The organism is Microbacterium sp. ER1, assembly GCF_023383675.1.
Lineage (GTDB): Bacteria > Actinomycetota > Actinomycetes > Actinomycetales > Microbacteriaceae > Microbacterium.
This window is the reverse complement of the sequence record NZ_QCXO01000137.1, coordinates 54,382-70,738: the sequence shown is the minus strand read 5'-3', so window position 1 is coordinate 70,738 and position 16,357 is coordinate 54,382. Positions and strand designations below refer to the sequence as shown.

The 16,357-nt window shown below is 72.0% G+C and carries 18 protein-coding genes; 13 read left to right on the top strand and 5 right to left on the bottom strand.

The window, feature by feature from the left end; all coding sequences use genetic code 11:
- Positions 1-71: 71 nt before the first annotated feature.
- Positions 72-698, top strand: a complete 627-nt coding sequence (locus BV453_RS12195; protein WP_025104438.1) for a TetR/AcrR family transcriptional regulator — start codon at positions 72-74, stop codon at positions 696-698.
- Here BV453_RS12195 and BV453_RS12190 read toward each other — a convergent pair.
- Positions 695-1,681, bottom strand: a complete 987-nt coding sequence (locus tag BV453_RS12190; protein WP_249521713.1) for an o-succinylbenzoate synthase — start codon at positions 1,679-1,681, stop codon at positions 695-697. The genes BV453_RS12195 and BV453_RS12190 overlap by 4 nt on opposite strands.
- A 90-nt stretch (positions 1,682-1,771) precedes the next feature.
- On the opposite strand from BV453_RS12190, the gene BV453_RS12185 reads away from it, so the two are divergent.
- From BV453_RS12185 to BV453_RS16775, 11 genes are all read left to right on the top strand, one after another.
- Complete coding sequence (locus BV453_RS12185) at positions 1,772-2,104, top strand: PadR family transcriptional regulator (protein WP_029989612.1); 333 nt, start codon at positions 1,772-1,774, stop codon at positions 2,102-2,104.
- A 1-nt stretch (position 2,105) separates the two neighbouring features.
- On the top strand, positions 2,106-3,065 hold the full coding sequence (locus BV453_RS12180; RefSeq protein ID WP_085603792.1) for a permease prefix domain 1-containing protein: 960 nt from the start codon (positions 2,106-2,108) through the stop codon (positions 3,063-3,065).
- A gap of 5 nt (positions 3,066-3,070) precedes the next feature.
- Positions 3,071-3,991 (top strand): 1,4-dihydroxy-2-naphthoyl-CoA synthase, encoded by a 921-nt coding sequence (locus tag BV453_RS12175; RefSeq protein WP_085603789.1) that lies wholly within the window; start codon positions 3,071-3,073, stop codon positions 3,989-3,991.
- A gap of 15 nt (positions 3,992-4,006) precedes the next feature.
- Entirely contained in the window at positions 4,007-5,158 is a 1,152-nt protein-coding gene (locus BV453_RS12170) for an AMP-binding protein (RefSeq protein WP_249521712.1), read from the top strand.
- A 105-nt stretch (positions 5,159-5,263) separates the two neighbouring features.
- Entirely contained in the window at positions 5,264-6,055 is a 792-nt protein-coding gene (locus tag BV453_RS12165; protein ID WP_249521711.1) for a class I SAM-dependent methyltransferase, read from the top strand.
- A gap of 54 nt (positions 6,056-6,109) precedes the next feature.
- Complete coding sequence (locus BV453_RS12160; RefSeq protein ID WP_249521710.1) at positions 6,110-7,291, top strand: histidine kinase; 1,182 nt, start codon at positions 6,110-6,112, stop codon at positions 7,289-7,291.
- Entirely contained in the window at positions 7,288-7,923 is a 636-nt protein-coding gene (locus tag BV453_RS12155) for a response regulator transcription factor (RefSeq protein WP_025104430.1), read from the top strand. The genes BV453_RS12160 and BV453_RS12155 overlap by 4 nt, the downstream gene beginning before the upstream one ends.
- A gap of 168 nt (positions 7,924-8,091) precedes the next feature.
- Positions 8,092-8,853 (top strand): ABC transporter ATP-binding protein, encoded by a 762-nt coding sequence (locus tag BV453_RS12150; RefSeq protein WP_025104429.1) that lies wholly within the window; start codon positions 8,092-8,094, stop codon positions 8,851-8,853.
- Positions 8,850-10,310: an ABC transporter permease gene (locus tag BV453_RS12145; RefSeq protein WP_249521709.1), complete on the top strand. Its 1,461-nt coding sequence runs from the start codon at positions 8,850-8,852 to the stop codon at positions 10,308-10,310. Before BV453_RS12150 ends, BV453_RS12145 begins: the two co-directional genes overlap by 4 nt.
- A gap of 18 nt (positions 10,311-10,328) precedes the next feature.
- Positions 10,329-10,988, top strand: coding sequence for a 2-phosphosulfolactate phosphatase (locus tag BV453_RS12140; protein ID WP_249521708.1), 660 nt, complete (start codon positions 10,329-10,331; stop codon positions 10,986-10,988).
- Positions 10,989-11,014: 26 nt separating this feature from the next.
- Entirely contained in the window at positions 11,015-11,590 is a 576-nt protein-coding gene (locus BV453_RS16775) for a DUF3054 domain-containing protein (protein WP_308195742.1), read from the top strand.
- Between the two features lie 25 nt (positions 11,591-11,615).
- Here the strand turns inward: BV453_RS16775 and BV453_RS12130 are convergent, their stop codons facing one another.
- The 4 genes from BV453_RS12130 to BV453_RS12115 all read right to left on the bottom strand — a co-directional run bounded on the left by BV453_RS12130 (position 11,616) and on the right by BV453_RS12115 (position 14,914).
- Positions 11,616-12,104 (bottom strand): SprT-like domain-containing protein, encoded by a 489-nt coding sequence (locus BV453_RS12130; RefSeq protein WP_025104425.1) that lies wholly within the window; start codon positions 12,102-12,104, stop codon positions 11,616-11,618.
- A gap of 44 nt (positions 12,105-12,148) precedes the next feature.
- Entirely contained in the window at positions 12,149-12,676 is a 528-nt protein-coding gene (locus BV453_RS12125) for a hypothetical protein (RefSeq protein WP_025104424.1), read from the bottom strand.
- A gap of 81 nt (positions 12,677-12,757) precedes the next feature.
- Positions 12,758-13,618, bottom strand: a complete 861-nt coding sequence (locus tag BV453_RS12120) for a spermidine synthase (RefSeq protein ID WP_085603771.1) — start codon at positions 13,616-13,618, stop codon at positions 12,758-12,760.
- Positions 13,619-13,648: 30 nt separating this feature from the next.
- Complete coding sequence (locus tag BV453_RS12115) at positions 13,649-14,914, bottom strand: LCP family protein (protein WP_249521707.1); 1,266 nt, start codon at positions 14,912-14,914, stop codon at positions 13,649-13,651.
- A 146-nt stretch (positions 14,915-15,060) separates the two neighbouring features.
- Between BV453_RS12115 and BV453_RS12110 the strand changes: the two genes are divergently transcribed.
- Positions 15,061-16,350 carry a sugar ABC transporter substrate-binding protein gene (locus tag BV453_RS12110; protein WP_060922337.1) on the top strand — a complete coding sequence of 430 codons (1,290 nt, stop codon included), beginning with the start codon at positions 15,061-15,063 and terminating at the stop codon, positions 16,348-16,350.
- The last annotated feature ends 7 nt before the right edge of the window (positions 16,351-16,357 follow it).

Sequence of the window (16,357 nt, the reverse complement as noted above, 5' to 3'; positions counted from 1 at the left end):
GTAAGGTCATCCGCCATCCGGAGTCTGTGCACCGGGTGTGAATCGTCGAGAGGGAAGGCCAGGAGGTTCCGATGTCGTCACCCGCCACCCGCAGCCGGGAGAACACGAAGGCGCGTCTGCTGGAGGCCGCCGCGCAGGTGTTCGCCGAGGTCGGCCTGGACGGTGCCTCGGTCGAGGCGGTCTGCGAGCGCGCCGGCTTCACGCGCGGGGCGTTCTACTCGAACTTCGACTCGAAGGACGAGCTGTTCCTGACCCTCGCGGCCGGGGTCGCCGACGCGAGGGTGGCAGCCGTGCGGACTCGCGTGGAGCAGATGCGGGCGGACGGTGAGCTCGCCGACGACTGCGACCCGAAGGATCTCGTCCAGCAGATCATGGAGCTCGGCAGCGACGACCGCCTGGGTGTGATGCTGATGAGCGAGATCCGCATCCGCGCCCTGCGCGATCCGCAGTTCGGCGAGGCGTACCTCGCCCAGGAGCGCGAGATGGTGGCGAGCATCGCGCGCATCGTGGAGGACATCGTGGAGGCGGCGGGCACGCTGCGTCTCCGGCTGCCCGCGACCGATGCGGCGCGCATGCTCATGATCCTCTGGGAGGGCATGACGGTCCGCGGTGCCATGGCCGGTCGTGACGACGCGGCCCTGCGGCACTCCGGCGGCGAGGAGCTCGGGCGGCTCGTGGAGCTCCTCGTCGAGTCCTAGGCGCTGCGGGCTGCGAGCAGCTCGTGGTGGCAGCGGGCCAGTCGGGCCAGCCACCACTCCCGACGCTCGTCCGCGGCGGCGAGCCGGGTGAGCGCTGCCGGGTCGGGGGACAGGCGCCCCACCGGGATCGCGCCGTCCACGGGGCGGAGGTCGGCGACGTCGTCCTGGAACAGGGAGGCCGTGCCCAGACCGCAGTCGTAGTCGAGGGTGGGGAGCGCGGCGGCCAGCGCGGCCCCCTGCGACAGGCCGATCGCGGTGTCCAGGGCGCTGGAGACGACCGCGGGGAGGCCGGCCGCGGTGACGATCTGCAGGGCATGGGTCAGGCCGCCCAGCGGCTGGGCCTTGATGACGACGATGTCCGCCGCGCCCGCGCGTGCGACGGCGAGGGGGTCGCCGGACTTCCGGATGCTCTCGTCCGCGGCGACCGGGATCCCCATGTAAGCGATGCGCCGGCGCAGCTCGACGAGCTCGGGCACCGACGCGCACGGCTGCTCGACGTACTCCAGGTCGAAGGCGGCGAGGGCGTGCACGGCGTGCTCGGCCTCGTCGACGTTCCAGAGGCCGTTCGCGTCGATCCGGATGCGACCCTCCGGCCCGAGCGCCTCGCGGACCGCCTGGACCCGGGCGACGTCGCCCGCCAGCACCTGTCCCGGCTCGGCGACCTTGACCTTCGCGGTCCGGCACCCGGAGAACCGCGCGAGGACCTCGGGCACGCGGGCGGCGTCGACGGCAGGCACGGTGGCGTTGACGCCGACCCGCTCCCGCAGCGGCGCGGGCTGCGGCGCGTAGGCGTAGTCGATCGCGGCGGCCAGCCAGGTCGCGGCCTCGGCATCGTCGTACTCGACGAACGGGGAGAACTCCGCCCAGCCCTCCGGCCCCTCGAACAGCAGGGCCTCCCGGGTGTCGACGCCGCGGAAGCGGGTCTGCATCGGCAGGGCGACGACGCGGGCGGAATCGAGGAGCTCCGTGACGGCGGGGATCATGACCCCATTGTGCGCCACGACCCCTCGACAGGATGTCGCGCGTATATGTACCGTTGACAATGGTGTGTGACTCACACTACTGTGATCGACATGAACGAGACACTCGACACGCATCTGCAGGAACTGCGCCGCGGCACCGTGGTGCTCGCCTGCCTGCAGCTGCTGCGCACGCCGGAGTACGGGTATGCGCTGCTCGAGCAACTCGAGAGCCGCGGGTTCGCCACCGATGCGAACACGCTCTATCCGCTGCTCCGCCGTCTGGAGAAGCAGGAGTACCTGACGAGCGAGTGGAACACCGACGAGGCCCGGCCCCGCAAGTTCTATCGCACCTCGGAGGCCGGGACCCGGCTGGCCGACACCCTCACCGACGAATGGCGCGCGCTCACCACCGCGATCGCCTCCCTCACCCCCGAGGAGAACTGACATGACCGCGAGCACCCTCACCGAGCGCTACATCAGCGCCACGATCCGCAGCCTCGCGCCGGATACGCAGGACGAGGTCCGCGCCGAACTCGAAGCCGCCATCGCCGACGCCGTCGACGCGCGGCGGGAACAGGGCGAGAGCCCGGAGGAGGCGGAGCGCGCCGTCCTCACCGACCTCGGCGACCCGGGCATCCTCGCCGCCGGATACGCCGACCGCCCGCTGCACCTCATCGGCCCTCGGTACTACCTCACCTGGTGGCGGCTGCTGAAGCTGCTCCTGTTCATCGTGCCGCCGTTCGCCGCGGTGGGCGTCGCGATCGGGCAGCTGATCACCGGCGGCGGACCCGGCGAGGTCATCGGCGCGGTCGTCTCGGTCACGCTGTCGGTGATCGTGCACCTGTGCTTCTGGGTCACGCTCGTCTTCGTCGTGCTGGAGCGCACCGGCGCCGACACCGGCGTGCGATGGAACGTGGACCAGCTTCCGGAGCCGACGGAGCACGGGGCCGCCCGCGCCGACGTGATCGCCTCGCTCGTGTTCCTCCTCGCCGGCATCGGCGCGATCGTGTGGGACGCGACGCTCGGATTCTTCCCGACCGGCGGCGACCCCATCCCGATCCTGGCGCCCGCGCTCTGGCCGGTGGGCATCGGCATCCTCCTCGCGCTCATGATCGCGGAGGCCGTCCTGGCCGTCGCCGTGTACGCGCGTCGGCGGTGGACCGTCGCCGCGGCCGTCGTGAACACCGTCCTCGCCGTCGCCTTCGCCGTGTGGGCCCTCACCCTGCTCCTGCAGGGCGAGCTCCTCAACCCGGCCTTCCTGGAGTTCGTGTTCACGGACAACGGGGTGGATGCCGACACGATGCGCGTGCTCACGGTGATCACCGGCGTCGGCCTCGTGGCCTTCCCGGCCTGGGACATCGTCGACGGGTGGATGAAGACGGCGCGTGCCCGGGGAATAGGCTGAAGACCGTGACCGATGCCTTCGTCTCCGACCTGTTCGATCCCGCCGAGTGGGAGCTGGCGCCCGGCGCCGAGCACTACACCGACATCACGGCGCACGTGAGCCGCGACGGCGGGGTCGCCCGCATCGCCTTCCACCGACCCGAGGTGCGCAACGCCTTCCGCCCGCACACGGTCGACGAGCTCTACCGGGCGCTCGACATCGCGCGACAGGACGCGCGGATCGGGGCGGTGCTGCTGACCGGAAACGGACCGAGCGCGAAGGACGGCGGCTGGGCGTTCTGCTCCGGCGGTGATCAGCGCATCCGCGGCCGCGACGGGTACAAATACTCGGACGCCGAGACCGCCGTCGTCAGCGGAGCGTCCGCGGCGGCTGTCGGGCGTCTGCACATCCTCGAGGTGCAGCGGCTCATCCGGTTCATGCCGAAGGTCGTCATCGCCGTGGTCCCCGGGTGGGCGGCGGGTGGCGGGCACTCGCTGCACGTGGTGTGCGACCTGACAATCGCGTCGGCCGAGCACGCGCGCTTCAAGCAGACGGATGCCGACGTCGGCAGCTTCGACGCGGGATACGGCTCCGCCTACATGGCCCGGCAGACGGGACAGAAGTTCGCGCGGGAGGTGTTCTTCCTCGCCGAGGAGTACTCGGCGCAGCGGGCCTACGAGGCGGGGGCCGTGAACCGCGTGGTGCCGCACGCCGAACTCGAGCGCGAGGCGCTGAAGATGGCGCGCACCGTGCTGACGAAGTCGCCGACGGCGATCCGGATGCTCAAGTTCGCCTTCAACGCCGTCGACGACGGGCTCGTCGGGCAGCAGGTGTTCGCGGGCGAGGCCACCCGCCTCGCGTACGGCACGGACGAGGCCGTGGAGGGGCGGGATTCGTTCCTCGAGAAGCGCGCCCCCGATTGGTCGTCCTTCCCCTGGCACTACTGAGCCGGAGAGACGATCGTGAACGCCCTCATCCCGACCGACGCGGAAGACACCGTGCTCCTGCGGGAGGCGCTGCTCCGAGCTCTCGACGAGGGACCGGCTCTCGGCTTCGGCATGCTCGCCGACGCTCCGGCGGAGGTGGACGACGGCATCGCCGCAGTGATCGCGACCTCCGGATCCAGCGGCGTCCCGAAGCGGGTGGCGCTGAGCGGCGAGGCCCTGCGGGCGAGTGCGGAGGCCACCGCCGCCCGGATCGGCAGCGGTCGCTGGCTGCTCGCCCTGCCGGCCGGCTACGTCGCGGGGCTGCAGGTGATGGTGCGCTCGATCCTCGCGGGCACGGAGCCGACCCGGATCGAGGGACGGTTCACATCGCGGGCGTTCGCCGAGGCCACGCGGAGCATGCGCCACGCCACGACCGCGGGCGTCCTCCCGGCCCTGTACACCTCCCTCGTCCCGGCGCAGATCGCGACGCTGCTCGACGCGAGCGCCGAGCCGGGTGTGCTCGCGGCGCTGCAGGCGTATGAGGCCATCCTCGTCGGGGGTCAGGCGCTCCCGGAGCCGCTGCGGGAGCGGGCGGCCGACCTCGGGGTCCGTCTCGTGCGGACCTACGGCTCGACGGAGACCAGCGGCGGCTGCGTGTACGACGGCGTCCCGCTCGACACCGTGAACGTCCGGGCGGTCGACGGCGAGCTGCGGATCGCCGGCCCCATGCTCGCGGAGGGCTATCTGGGCGACCCGGCGCTGACCGCGCGCACCTTCGCGCGGGACGAGCACGGAATCCGCTGGTACCGGACGGGCGACCTCGGGCTCATCGAGGACGGTGTGGTGCGCGTGCACGGTCGCGCGGACAACGTGATCGTGTCGGGCGGCATCAACATCTCGCTAGACCGGGTGGAGCGCATCGTCCGCGCCGTGCCCGGGCTGCATCAGGCCGTGGTCGTGGCTGTCGACGACGAGCGCTGGGGGGAGGCCTCGGTCATCGTCGCGGCACGCGGGGAGGCCCTGCGGCGCAGCGAGTCCGAGCAGCTCGCCCAGGCCAGGGAAGCGGTGGCCGGCGAGATCGGCGCCCACGCGCGTCCGTCCCGCCTGATCCTCGTGGACGAGCTCGACGTCCTCTCCTCCGGCAAGCCCGACCGCGAAGCGATCCGCCGGATGGTCTCCGCGCTCTAGCGCGTCGACCCACCCCTTTCGCGCCGCCCCGGCCCCTTGCGGGCGTCCGGAAGGGGCCGGGACACACGGAAAGGGGTGGGTCGGCGGGAGTGCCAGACTGAGGGCATGGCCTCGTACACGCATGGACACCACGAATCCGTCCTCCGCTCGCACAGTGTGCGGGACATCGCGAACTCGGCGGCCTACCTTCGACCGCACCTCACGGCAGAGACCCGGCTCCTCGACGTGGGAGCGGGACCCGGATCGATCACGGTGGACTTCGCGGGGGTGGTCGCGCACGTCACGGCGACCGAGATCGACGACGCCGCGCTGTCCCTCTCCCGCGACCTCGCCACCGCGCGGGGCGTCACGAACATCACCTTCTCCGTCGAGGACGTGCACGCGCTGAGCTTCGCCGACGACTCCTTCGACGTCGTGCACGCGCACCAGGTGCTGCAGCACGTCGCCGATCCGGTGCAGGCACTGCGGGAGATGCGCCGCGTCGCGAAGCCCGGGGGACTCATCGCCGCCCGCGACGCCGACTACGCGGGCTTCCTGTGGTTCCCGGTCCTGCCGGAGCTCGACCGGTGGCTCGCGCTGTACCGCGCCGCCGCCCGGGCGAACGGCGGAGAGCCGGATGCCGGCCGCCGCCTCCTGGCCTGGGCACGCGCCGCGGGCTTCGAAGACGTCACGGCGACCGCGTCGACCTGGTGCTATGCGACGCCGTCCGAGCGCGCCTGGTGGGGCGGGATGTGGGCCGACCGCATCCTGGAGTCGGCGCTCGCCCGGCAGCTCGTGGACGAGGGGATGGCATCCGCGGCCGACCTGCAGGAGATCAGCGACGCCTGGAAGCGCTGGGCCGACGACGGCGACGGCTGGTTCCTCGTGCCGCATGGGGAGATCCTCGCCCGCACCTGACGGATACATCCCGCGACGGATGCCGCGCCCGAGCCGCTCGCGTAGCGTGGGGGAGTGATCCGTCCGCTGTCCCGTACCGGCCTCGTCCTCGACATCGTCGGGGCGGTGCTGCTGTTCGCGCTTCTGACGCCGCTCGGGGTCGTGTTCTATGCGCCCCAGCCGGACGTGGCCGGGTCCTCCGCGGTCAACGTCATCGGTCTGATCTCGTCGTCGGTGTTCCTGTTCTGCGGTGTCGCGATCGGTCGTCTGGCACCCGGTCTCGCGCTGGCCGCGGCCTGGGCCGGAGCCATCGTGCAGATGCTGGCCGGGTTCGGGCCGCTGCCGACCGACTTCGCGATCCTCCTCGTGCTGTACGCGACCTCCGCGTGGGGCACCCGCCGCGTGCTCTGGTGGGGGTTCGGGTCGGTGATCGTGGGCGGCATCGTCGCTGCGCTGTACATGGTCGTCGTCGGGGGCGTCATGTTCGGCTCCGGCAGCGGGTGGGAGCTCGTGACCGGCGGCACCCTGCTCGTCGCGGCCTCCATCATGGCGCTGGGGTTCGCGTGGGTGTGCGGCCTCCTCTGGCGGGTCGTGCTGCGCAACCGGCGCACGCGTTCGGCGCAGCTGCAGGCCGAGGCCCTGGCCGCCGAGGAGCAGGAACGGGTGCGCATCGCGCGGGACATGCATGACGTCGTGGCCCACTCGCTCGCGGTCGTCATCGCCCAGGCCGACGGCGCGCGCTATGCCGCGGCCGTGAAGCCGGAGATCGCGACGGAGGCCCTCGGCACGATCGCGCAGACCGCCCGCGGAGCACTGAGCGACGTGCGGATGCTCCTCACCCAGCTCCGTCATCGGCAGGGCGACGGTCCGCAGCCGACCCTCGCCGATCTCGAGACGCTGTTCGCCCAGGTGCGCCAGGCCGGCATCGAGCCGCGGGTCACGGTCGACCCCATGCCTCCGGGGGAGCCGCCGGGGGCCATCCAGCTCGCGGTCTACCGGATCCTCCAGGAGGCGCTGACGAACGCGATCCGCCACGGCGACGGCGCGGTGGACGTGCATCTCGCGTGGCTCCCGGATCGCGTCGACATCGAGGTCCGCAACACCGTCTCGCCCGAGTCGACGCCGGGGACCCCCGGGGGACACGGGCTCATCGGCATGCGCGAGCGCGCCCAGCTCGTGGGCGGTAGTCTGCAAGCCGAGCGCCGTGGTGCGCAGTTCGTCGTCCAGAGCAGCCTTCCGATCGGAGCCCCGCAGTGATCAGAGTCGTGCTGGTGGACGACCAGGCGCTGTTCCGGGCCGGTATCCGCATGCTCGTGGCCTCCCAGCCGGACCTCGAGGTCGTGGGGGAGGCGGGCAACGGGCGCGAGGCTCTCGACGTGGTCGCCGCGACCCGGCCGGACGTGGTGCTCATGGACATCCGGATGCCGGTCATGGACGGGCTGACCGCGACCGCGGAGATCCTGTCCCGCCCGGAACCCCCGCGCATCGTGATGCTGACCACGTTCGACCTCGACGAGGCGGCGGCGCGGGCGATCCGGCAGGGGGCGAGCGGCTTCCTCCTCAAGGACGCCGATCCGGAGTTCCTGCTCGCCGCGATCCGGACCGTGCACGCGGGGTCCAGCGTGATCGCGGCCTCGGCGACCCGGGAGCTGTTCGAGCACTTCGCGGAGGCTCCGAAGCCCGTGCCGCCGCAGTACGCCGAGCTGACGGAGCGGGAGCGGGAGATCTTCGCGCTCGCCGCCCGGGGTCTGTCGAACGCCGAGATCGCCGCGCGGGAGTTCCTCAGCGAGGCCACGGTGAAGACCCACATCAGCCGCATCCTCACGAAGCTCGCGCTCCGCGACCGCGTGCAGCTCGTCGTGTTCGCTTTCGAGCACGGCCTCGCCTGACGCCGACCCACCCCCTTCCGTTCGACCCGGCCCCTTGCGGCGGTCCGTAGAGGGGTGGGAGGAACGCAAGGGGGTGGGCCGGGAGGACGCGGGATCATCCTCCCGATGTAGCGGGATGCTTCCGGCGGGCGACGCGACGAGCGGGGGCGCGGAAATAGCGTCGTGGACATGGAGATCACGACCACCGACCTCGGGCTCGCCGCCCGCGTCCAGCACCTGAAGAAGACCTACGGCTCGGGCGAGGGCACCGTCCGCGCGCTCGACGACGTGAGCGTCGGCATCCGCCGCGGACAGTTCACCGCCATCATGGGTCCGTCCGGATCCGGCAAGTCCACCCTCATGCACATCATGGCCGGCCTCGACAGCCCGACGGAGGGACGGGCGTGGATCGGCGACACCGAGATCACGGGCCTCGGCGACCTCGACCTGACCATCCTGCGCCGCCGCCGCGTCGGGTTCATCTTCCAGGCGTTCAACCTCGTCCCCACGCTCGACGCCCTCGGCAACATCCTGCTGCCGTTCGAGCTCGACGGCCGCCGCCCCAGCGCCATCGAGCGGGCACGGATCGACGGGCTCATCGAGACGCTCGGCCTCGGCAAGCGCCTCGGGCACCGGCCGCACCAGCTCTCGGGAGGGCAGCAGCAGCGCGTCGCCATCGCCAGGGCCCTCGCCACCGCCCCCGACCTCGTGTTCGCGGACGAGCCCACGGGCAACCTCGACTCCCAGACCGGACGGGAGGTGCTGCGCCTGCTCGCGGCCGCCAGTCGGGAGCACGGCCAGTCCATCGCGATGGTCACGCATGACGCGATCGCGGCGAGCCACGCCGACCGGGTGCTCTACCTCGGCGACGGGCGGATCGTGGCGGATCACCCGCGGCAGACCGCGGAGCAGATCTCGGCCTACATGCTCGCCGCGGAGGTGTCGGCATGACCGCGCTCGCCACGGTCGTCCCGGAGACGCGGACGACCGGACCCCGGCTGGCCTGGCTCCGCGACCGCGGCATGGGCGCGAGCGTCCTCGTCGCCGCGCTCTCGTCCGCATTCGGCGTCTTCCTCGTCGAGATCACGGCCTACATCGGCGCCGTGCTCCAGGCCGATCCGTTCATCGGCGACAGCGGCACGCTCGCGGTCGTCGTCGCGATCCTGTCGGTGCTGCTCACCGCCGTCGCGATGTACGTGGCCGCGATCGTCACGGCGAACACGTTCTCGACGATCATCGCGGGCCGCACCCGGCAGATCGCGCTGATGCGTCTCATCGGGGCGACCGCGCGCTCGCAGCGGGCGCAGGTCGGCCGGCAGGGGCTCGTCGTCGGGCTCCTCGGCGCGGGCCTCGGCCTTCTCGCCGGATTGCTCCTCTCCGCGGCGGCCGTCCAGCTCGGCGGGCAGCTCGTCGCCACCTCGCCGTCGTCCTTCTCGCTCGCCCAGCCGGCTCTCGCCCTTCCGGCGGTCGGTGTCGCGCTCACCACCTGGGCGGCCGCCTGGGTGGGGTCGCGGCGCGTGCTCGCGGTGACGCCGCTGCAGGCTCTGGGCGGTGCCGTCGAGCGCACCCGTGACGAGGTCTCCGGGCGCAAGGGTCGCCATGTCGGGGCCTGGGTGCTGCTGATCTCCGGCGCGGCTCTGCTCGCGGGCGGCGTCGTCCTCGGACTCGTCACACCGCTCGGTGTCGTGGTCGCGTTCTTCGGCGGCATCCTCTCCTTCACCGGGCTCGCCCTGGGATCCGTGCTGTTCATGCCGCCGGTGCTCCGCCTCGTGGGGCGCCTGTTCGGCTCGAGCGCGACCGCCCGACTCGCGGCCGAGAACGCCCTGCGGTACCCGGAGCGGTCGTCGCGGATGGCCATCGGCGTCGTCATGGGCGTGACCCTGGTGACGATGTTCGCGGTGGCGCTGGAGTCGTCGAAGCGCCTGATGACCAGCCAGACCACGGAGGAGATCCCGGCGGAGTTCTTCGCGCCGTACGACGCCTTCGCGGCCATCATGATGGTGCTCGTCGCCGTCTCGGCCGTGATCGCAGCCGTCGGCCTCGTCAACCTCCTCACCATCGGCGTCGTGCAGCGGCGCCGCGAGCTCGGACTGCTGCGCTCGATCGGTCTGTCCAACCGCCAGGTGCGCCGCATGGTGCTGCTGGAGGCGACGCACATCACGGTGGCGGCGACCCTCACCGGTCTCCTGCTCGGGGTGCTCTACGGGTGGATCGCGGCCCAGTCGCTGCTCGGCTCCGTTCCGGTCCTGCCGGAGTTCACGCCCGCCGGGCTGATCGCCCCGCAGGTGCCGTGGCTTCCCGTGGTGATCATCGTCGCCGCGACCGCGCTGCTCACGCTCGTGGCCGCCGCGACGCCGACCCGGCTGGCGACCAGGGTGGCTCCGGTCGAGGCACTCGCGGCGGACTGACGGCTCTAGGCTGGACGGATGCCGTCGCCGTTCGATCAGTCCCCGTACCAGGTCCGACTCGACTGGGGGGTGTCCGGGCTCGCCCGTCTCGCCCCGGCCGACGTCGTCGTGGTGATCGACGTCCTCCGGTTCTCCTCGACGGTCGCCGATGCGGTGGCCGCGGGAGCGGAGATCGAGCTGGCCGGAGCGCTCGACTGGTCGCGGAACGGGGCGGCGGTGGCAGCCGCCGCCCCGACCGGGGCCACGGTCCTGCTGGGCTCCATCCGCAACGCCGGTGCCGTGGCCAGGGCCGTGCAGGTGGAGCAGGAACGCCGCCAGGACCGCACCTCGGTCGCGCTCGTCCCGGCCGGCGAGCTCGATGCCGCGGGGGAGCTGCGCGTCGCCGTGGAGGACCAGCTCGGGGCCGGAGCGATCGCGGCGGCGCTCACCGATCTCGGCATCGACCACACGGCACCGGACGCCGCCGTGGCCGCAGAGGGCTTCCGCGCGCTGCGGCGCGCGCTGAAGCACCTGATCGGGGCGACGGGCTCCGGACGGGAGCTGCAGGCCGGGGTCTCCGCGACCGATCGCATCCGGGCCGCCGGACTGGTGCCGACCAGCACCGCGGACTCCGCCGTCCTGGACGCGGTGGACGCCGTCCCCGTTCTGCGCGGCGGGCGGTTCACGCGCTTCGAGTGAGCACGCGATCCGCGTAGGGTCGAGGAATGAGGTTCCTCCCCGCTCTCCTCGTCGACGCCGTCCTCGTCCTCGTCTTCGCCGCCATCGGTCGCGCCTCCCACCAGGAGGACCCGGCAGGGTTCCTCCTCACGGCGTGGCCGTTCCTCGTGGCCCTGCTGGTGGGGCACGCCGCTGCGCTGCTGCTCCCCGCACGGCCGCGGCGGCCGTGGTCGCTGCCGTGGGGCGCGGTGGTGTGGGTGGTGACGGTCGTCGTCGGCATGCTGCTGCGTCTGCTCAGCGGAGACACCGCGGAGGTGCCCTTCGTCATCGTGGCGACGCTCGTGCTCGGCGTGTTCCTGCTCGGCTGGCGGGGTCTCACCGCGCTCGTTCGTCGACGCCGCCGTCACCGCGAGACCGCAGCCGAGACCGAGTCCGGGCTGACCCCGTCGACCGAACCCGCGGCACATCGAGACGCGGCCGCGGGTCAGGCACCCTCGGACGCGGAGGAGGACGCCGCGCCTGCTGAGGAGGACGCCGCGCCTGCTGAGGAGGACGCCGCGCCGGCCGAGGAGGACGCCTCCGCGTCCGAAGAGCAGCCGCGCTCCGGCGGTTCAGCCGTCTGAGCAGGCGACCCCGCTCCCTCGGCCCTCAGCGCGGGGCCTGCGCGGCGAGGCGGGCGTCGGTCGTGATCTCGCGACGCGTCCAGGCGAAGAGGTGCTGGGCATCGAACGTGCGGGAGCAGCGGGCGCAGGACGTGGCCCGGCTCGGGCGGCGGTGTCGATACGTGACGTGACCGGCCGGGCAGCGGCCGACCCACGGAGCGAGCTCGACGGCGGTCTCCCCGCGGTGCGTCGTGCCGCCGACATAGCCCAGGTCGCGCGCCACGCGCTTCCAGGCGGGGCCATGGGCGGCCTGGTGTCCGGCGAGGGCGTGGGCCACCTCGTGCAGGAGCACCTGGTGGATCTCGTCGTCCTCGAAGCGGGCGGCGAGATACCGCGACACGGTGATGCGCTTGCGCGTGTAGTCGCATTGGCCGGCGCGACGCTTGGCATGGTCGAAGTCGAACGACCAGCTGTCGTCGAGATGCAACCGGATCAGTGCCTCGCCCCAGACGCGCACGCGGTCAAGTTCCGCCATGCGCTCAGGCTAAGGCATGCCGCGGACACTCGGGCGCAACGACGTCAGCCGGCGACGAGCTGCGCCGGACGACGGCGCTCCACGGCCTCGATGGCGAGGAGCACGGTCTCCAGCTCCCGGTCCTCCGCGCCGGACTCGCGCCGCAGGAACAGCGACTGCTTGAAGCTCTCCCGCGCGGTCTCGTAGTCCTCGGCGTCGTAGGCGTTCTTGCCGTGGTGCTGATAGGCGAAAGCGGCGATCGACAGCCAGCGCTGCCCCTCCGCCTCCGCGGCGCACGTGGCCAGCTCCTGCTCGGCGGCGGCGTATGCGCCCCGGTACTGCAGGATCGTCGCGTGCAGCACCCGGGCGCGGAGCACGTCCTTGCGGGTGCCGGCCATCCGGGCCTGCCGCACGGCTTCGTCGGCGAGCGCGAGGGCGTCGTCGAGGCGTCCCAGCACCTTCAGCAGCCAGACCCGCTCCAGCAGGGCGGGAAGGCTGCGCTGCTCCTCGATCTCGGCCAGGCGTGCCGCGCACTCGTCGAGATCGACCTGTTCGCGGAGGCTCTCCCGGTCGTATCCCCGGATCAAACTCATTGCTCTCCTTCCGCGCGTCCCCGCACCTGTCCCCGTCCAGTCTGCCTGCCGCTTCCGCGCTCCTCGGGGCGGCGCGCCCGATCAGCGCAGGAACAGCGAGGCATCGGGTCGCGGGGACGCGACGGCGTCGGCGTCCGTGACGATCCGGGCGCCCTGGAGGAAGGCGCGGGCCTCGTCCCCCTGGGCGATCTTCGCGGGATGCGGACCCGCGGCGAGCATCCGGGGCAGCCACTCCGTCGGGAGAGGGGCGGCGGATGCCGCGACCACGAGGTTGCCGAAGCGGCGGCCCTTGAGCACCTGGGTGTCGGCGAGGATCCCGATCTCCGGGAGCACCTCGGCGATGGTCGCGGCCTGTCGACGGGCGAACGCGAGACCGGGACCGTCGGCGACGTTGACGAGCAGGACGCCGCCGGGGGCGAGCAGCGCGGCGAGCTCCCGGTAGAACTCGACGCTCGTGAGGTGGGCGGGTGTCTGCGCGCCCGAGTACACATCCGAGACGACGAGGTCGCACGCGCCGTGCAGGGCCGCCGGAAGCTTCCGGACCCCCTCCCTCGCATCGCCGATGCGCAACCGGATGGCCGCCCCCTTCGGCAGGGGGAGGTGCTCGCGGACGAGCTGCACCAGCGGGGCCTCCAGTTCGATGACCTGCTGGCGTGACCCGGGGCGGGTCGCGTCGATGTAGCGGGGGATGGTGAGGGCCCCGGCGCCGAGGTGCACCGCGGTGAGCGGCCCGGGGTGCAGCTGGTCGATCACCGCCCCCATCCGCACGATGTACTCGAAGTGCAGGTGCGTGGGGTCGTCGAGGTCGACGTGCGATTGGGGGGTGTCGTCCACGACGAGCTCGTAGCCGCTCGTGAACTCCGACGGGACGATGCGGGCGAGGCCGCCGTGGTCGAGGCGGGTCTGCGGGTGCTCGGCGTCCCGTGATCGCGTCCGTCCCATGCCGTCGAGCCTACGCCGCGGCCGCGGTGGTCAGCGCTGGTTGCCCACCGCGCAGGTCTCCTGCTCGAGGGTCTGCCCCGACACCTCCGGCGGGAGCGTCGCGCGCGCGTCCGGCGTGGCGCTCGCCTCGGGAGTGGATTCCGTCTCCGGCGTCTCCGGCGCCGTGGGCGCGGGGGTGACCAGCTCCACGCCGCGGTGCGTCGTCACGTCGCCGGTGAGCTGGAGCGGCTGTCCGGCCCGCACCGCGTCCCACAGCGCGGCCGCGGCCTCCTCGTCCGGCACGACCTTGTCGTCGTCGAACGGATCGGCGATGTTCGGGTACTGCACGAACACGAAGTCGCTGAAGTTCACATCCTTGAGGGCGAGTGCGAGCTGGGCCAGGCGCAGCGGGTCGGCGAGCTCGTCGCTGGGATCGATGTTGTCGGCGGTGGCGTTGGTCAGTCGCAGCACCTTGGGGATGTCGGTCAGAGTGTCCTCGCTGAGCACCTTCTTGGCCAGCCGTGACATGTACTGCTGCTGGTTGGAGATGCGCGCGAGGTCGCTCTCGTCCCCCACGCCGTGCCGGGTGCGGATGAACTGGAGGGCCTCCACGCCCGAGACCGTCCGCAAGCCTGCCGGCCAGTCGATGCCGGTGTGACGATCGCGGATGCCGTCGCCGGCGATGCAGACCTCGACGCCGCCGATCGCGTCGGTGACGGCCATGACACCGTCGAAGCTGATCTTGGCGGCGAACTCCACCGGGATGTCGCCCAGTTCGCTCACGGTCTTCGCGATGCAGGAGAGGCCGGCGTGCTCGAACAGCGCGTTCATCGACGCCTTCTCCATCGCGGACGCGACGGAGCCGTCCTCGCGGGTGCACTCGGGTACGGGGACGCCGAGGTCGCGGGGGAGGGAGACGACGGTCACGTTCCGGGGCGCCGCCGAGACGTGCACGAGGAGGTTGACGTCGTTGCGGCTCCGGCCGTCGGCTTCGGCGCAGCGTTCGTCGAACAGCGCGGTCGCCTTCGGGCCGCACTCGTCCGTCCCCACGATGAGGATGCTGAAAGCCTTGTCGTCGGGATACGCGCCGAGCGTGGGCGGGTCGACCTGCGGGGCGCCCTCCAGGGTGACGGCGCCGTCGCCCACCCGGTTGAACACGTCCCACACGAGGAATCCCGCGACCGCCGCGGTGGAGACGAGGACGACGGCGAGCCCGATCCCGAGGCCCCGCAGGACCCGGGAGGTCCGGCCGCGCGTCGACGGCGGTGCGTGCCGGGGGAGCGGAGGGCGGTCGGCGTCTGATCCACGGCGGGGCATGCGGGGAGCCTACCCCGGAGGCCTGATGTTACGGGGGTATGACGATTCTGGGAGGAACTTGCAGGGAATTAGTTAGTCGTGAATACTTTTTCCTATCCCCGGTACGCACCCGATGCACACCTGGACTTTCAAAGAGGAGATCCCCCATGCACAAGCGCATTCTTCCGGCGGTGGCGCTCGGCGCCGCTGCCACGATCGCTCTGGCCGGCTGCGCCGGCGGCAGCGGCGACAACGGCTCGACCAATGGCGAGGGCCAGGAGCTGACGGTCTGGATCATGAAGGGGACCAACCCCGACGCGACCGCGTTCTACGACAAGGTCTCGGACGCCTTCGAGGAGGAGACCGGCGCGAAGGTCACCATCGAGGAGATCCAGTGGGCCGACGCCCACGACCGCTTCGTCACCTCGATCGCCGGCGGCACCACCCCGGACATCGCCGAGACCGGCACCACCTGGACCGCGGAGTTCGCCGACGCCGGCGCGCTCCTCCCGCTCGACGAGTACGTCGACGCCGAAGACGGCCTGCGCGACGACCTCGTCGAGGGCCTCGCCGTCGCCGGCACCTACGACAAGGAGCTGTACGGCATGCCGTGGTACGCCGGTGTCCGCTCCATCGTCTACCGCACCGACGTCTTCGAGGAGCTCGGTCTCGAGGCTCCGAAGACCTGGGACGACATCGTCGCCGCCGGTGAGGCCATCAAGGCCGCCAAGCCCGACATGCTGCCCTTCCCCGTCGCGGGTGACGCCGAGTTCCAGGTCTACCCCTGGGTCTGGGGCGCCGGCGGCGAGATCGCCACGAAGGACGGCGACACCTGGACCAGCGAGCTCGACAGCGCCGAGTCGCAGGCCGGCATCGAGTTCTACACGGGCCTGGCCACCGAGCACGGCTTCTCGTCGGCCGGTGCGACCACGTGGAAGGAGACCGACCTCCGGGACGCCTTCACGCAGGGCAACGTCGCGATGATGCTCTCCGGCTCGTGGACGCCGAACGCGCTCATCGAGGCCAACCCCGAGCTCGAGGGCAAGATCGGCGCGGCCGTGATCCCCGGCCAGGACGGCGGCATCGCTCCGTCCGTGCTCGGCGGCTCGCACCTGTCGGTGTTCAACACCACGAAGAACGCCGACCTCGCGTGGGAGTTCGTCAAGCTCATGACCACCGGTGAGTTCGCCGAGCAGTGGTCCGACGAGACCGGCTACTTCCCGGGCGTCCAGTCCGCGATGGAGGAGGCCCTCGCCTCGACCGACCCGCTCGTCGCTCCGTTCGCCGAGCAGATGGTCGACGGCGGCGCGTCCGTCCCGGTCACGCCGAACTTCGGCGCCGTGCAGGCGAAGAAGACCACCAACGCCATGATCCAGGCCATCCTCAGCGGGCAGAAGGACGTCGCGACCGCGACGAAGGACGCCGCCGCCGAGATGACCGAACTGCTCAACCAGTAAGGAACCA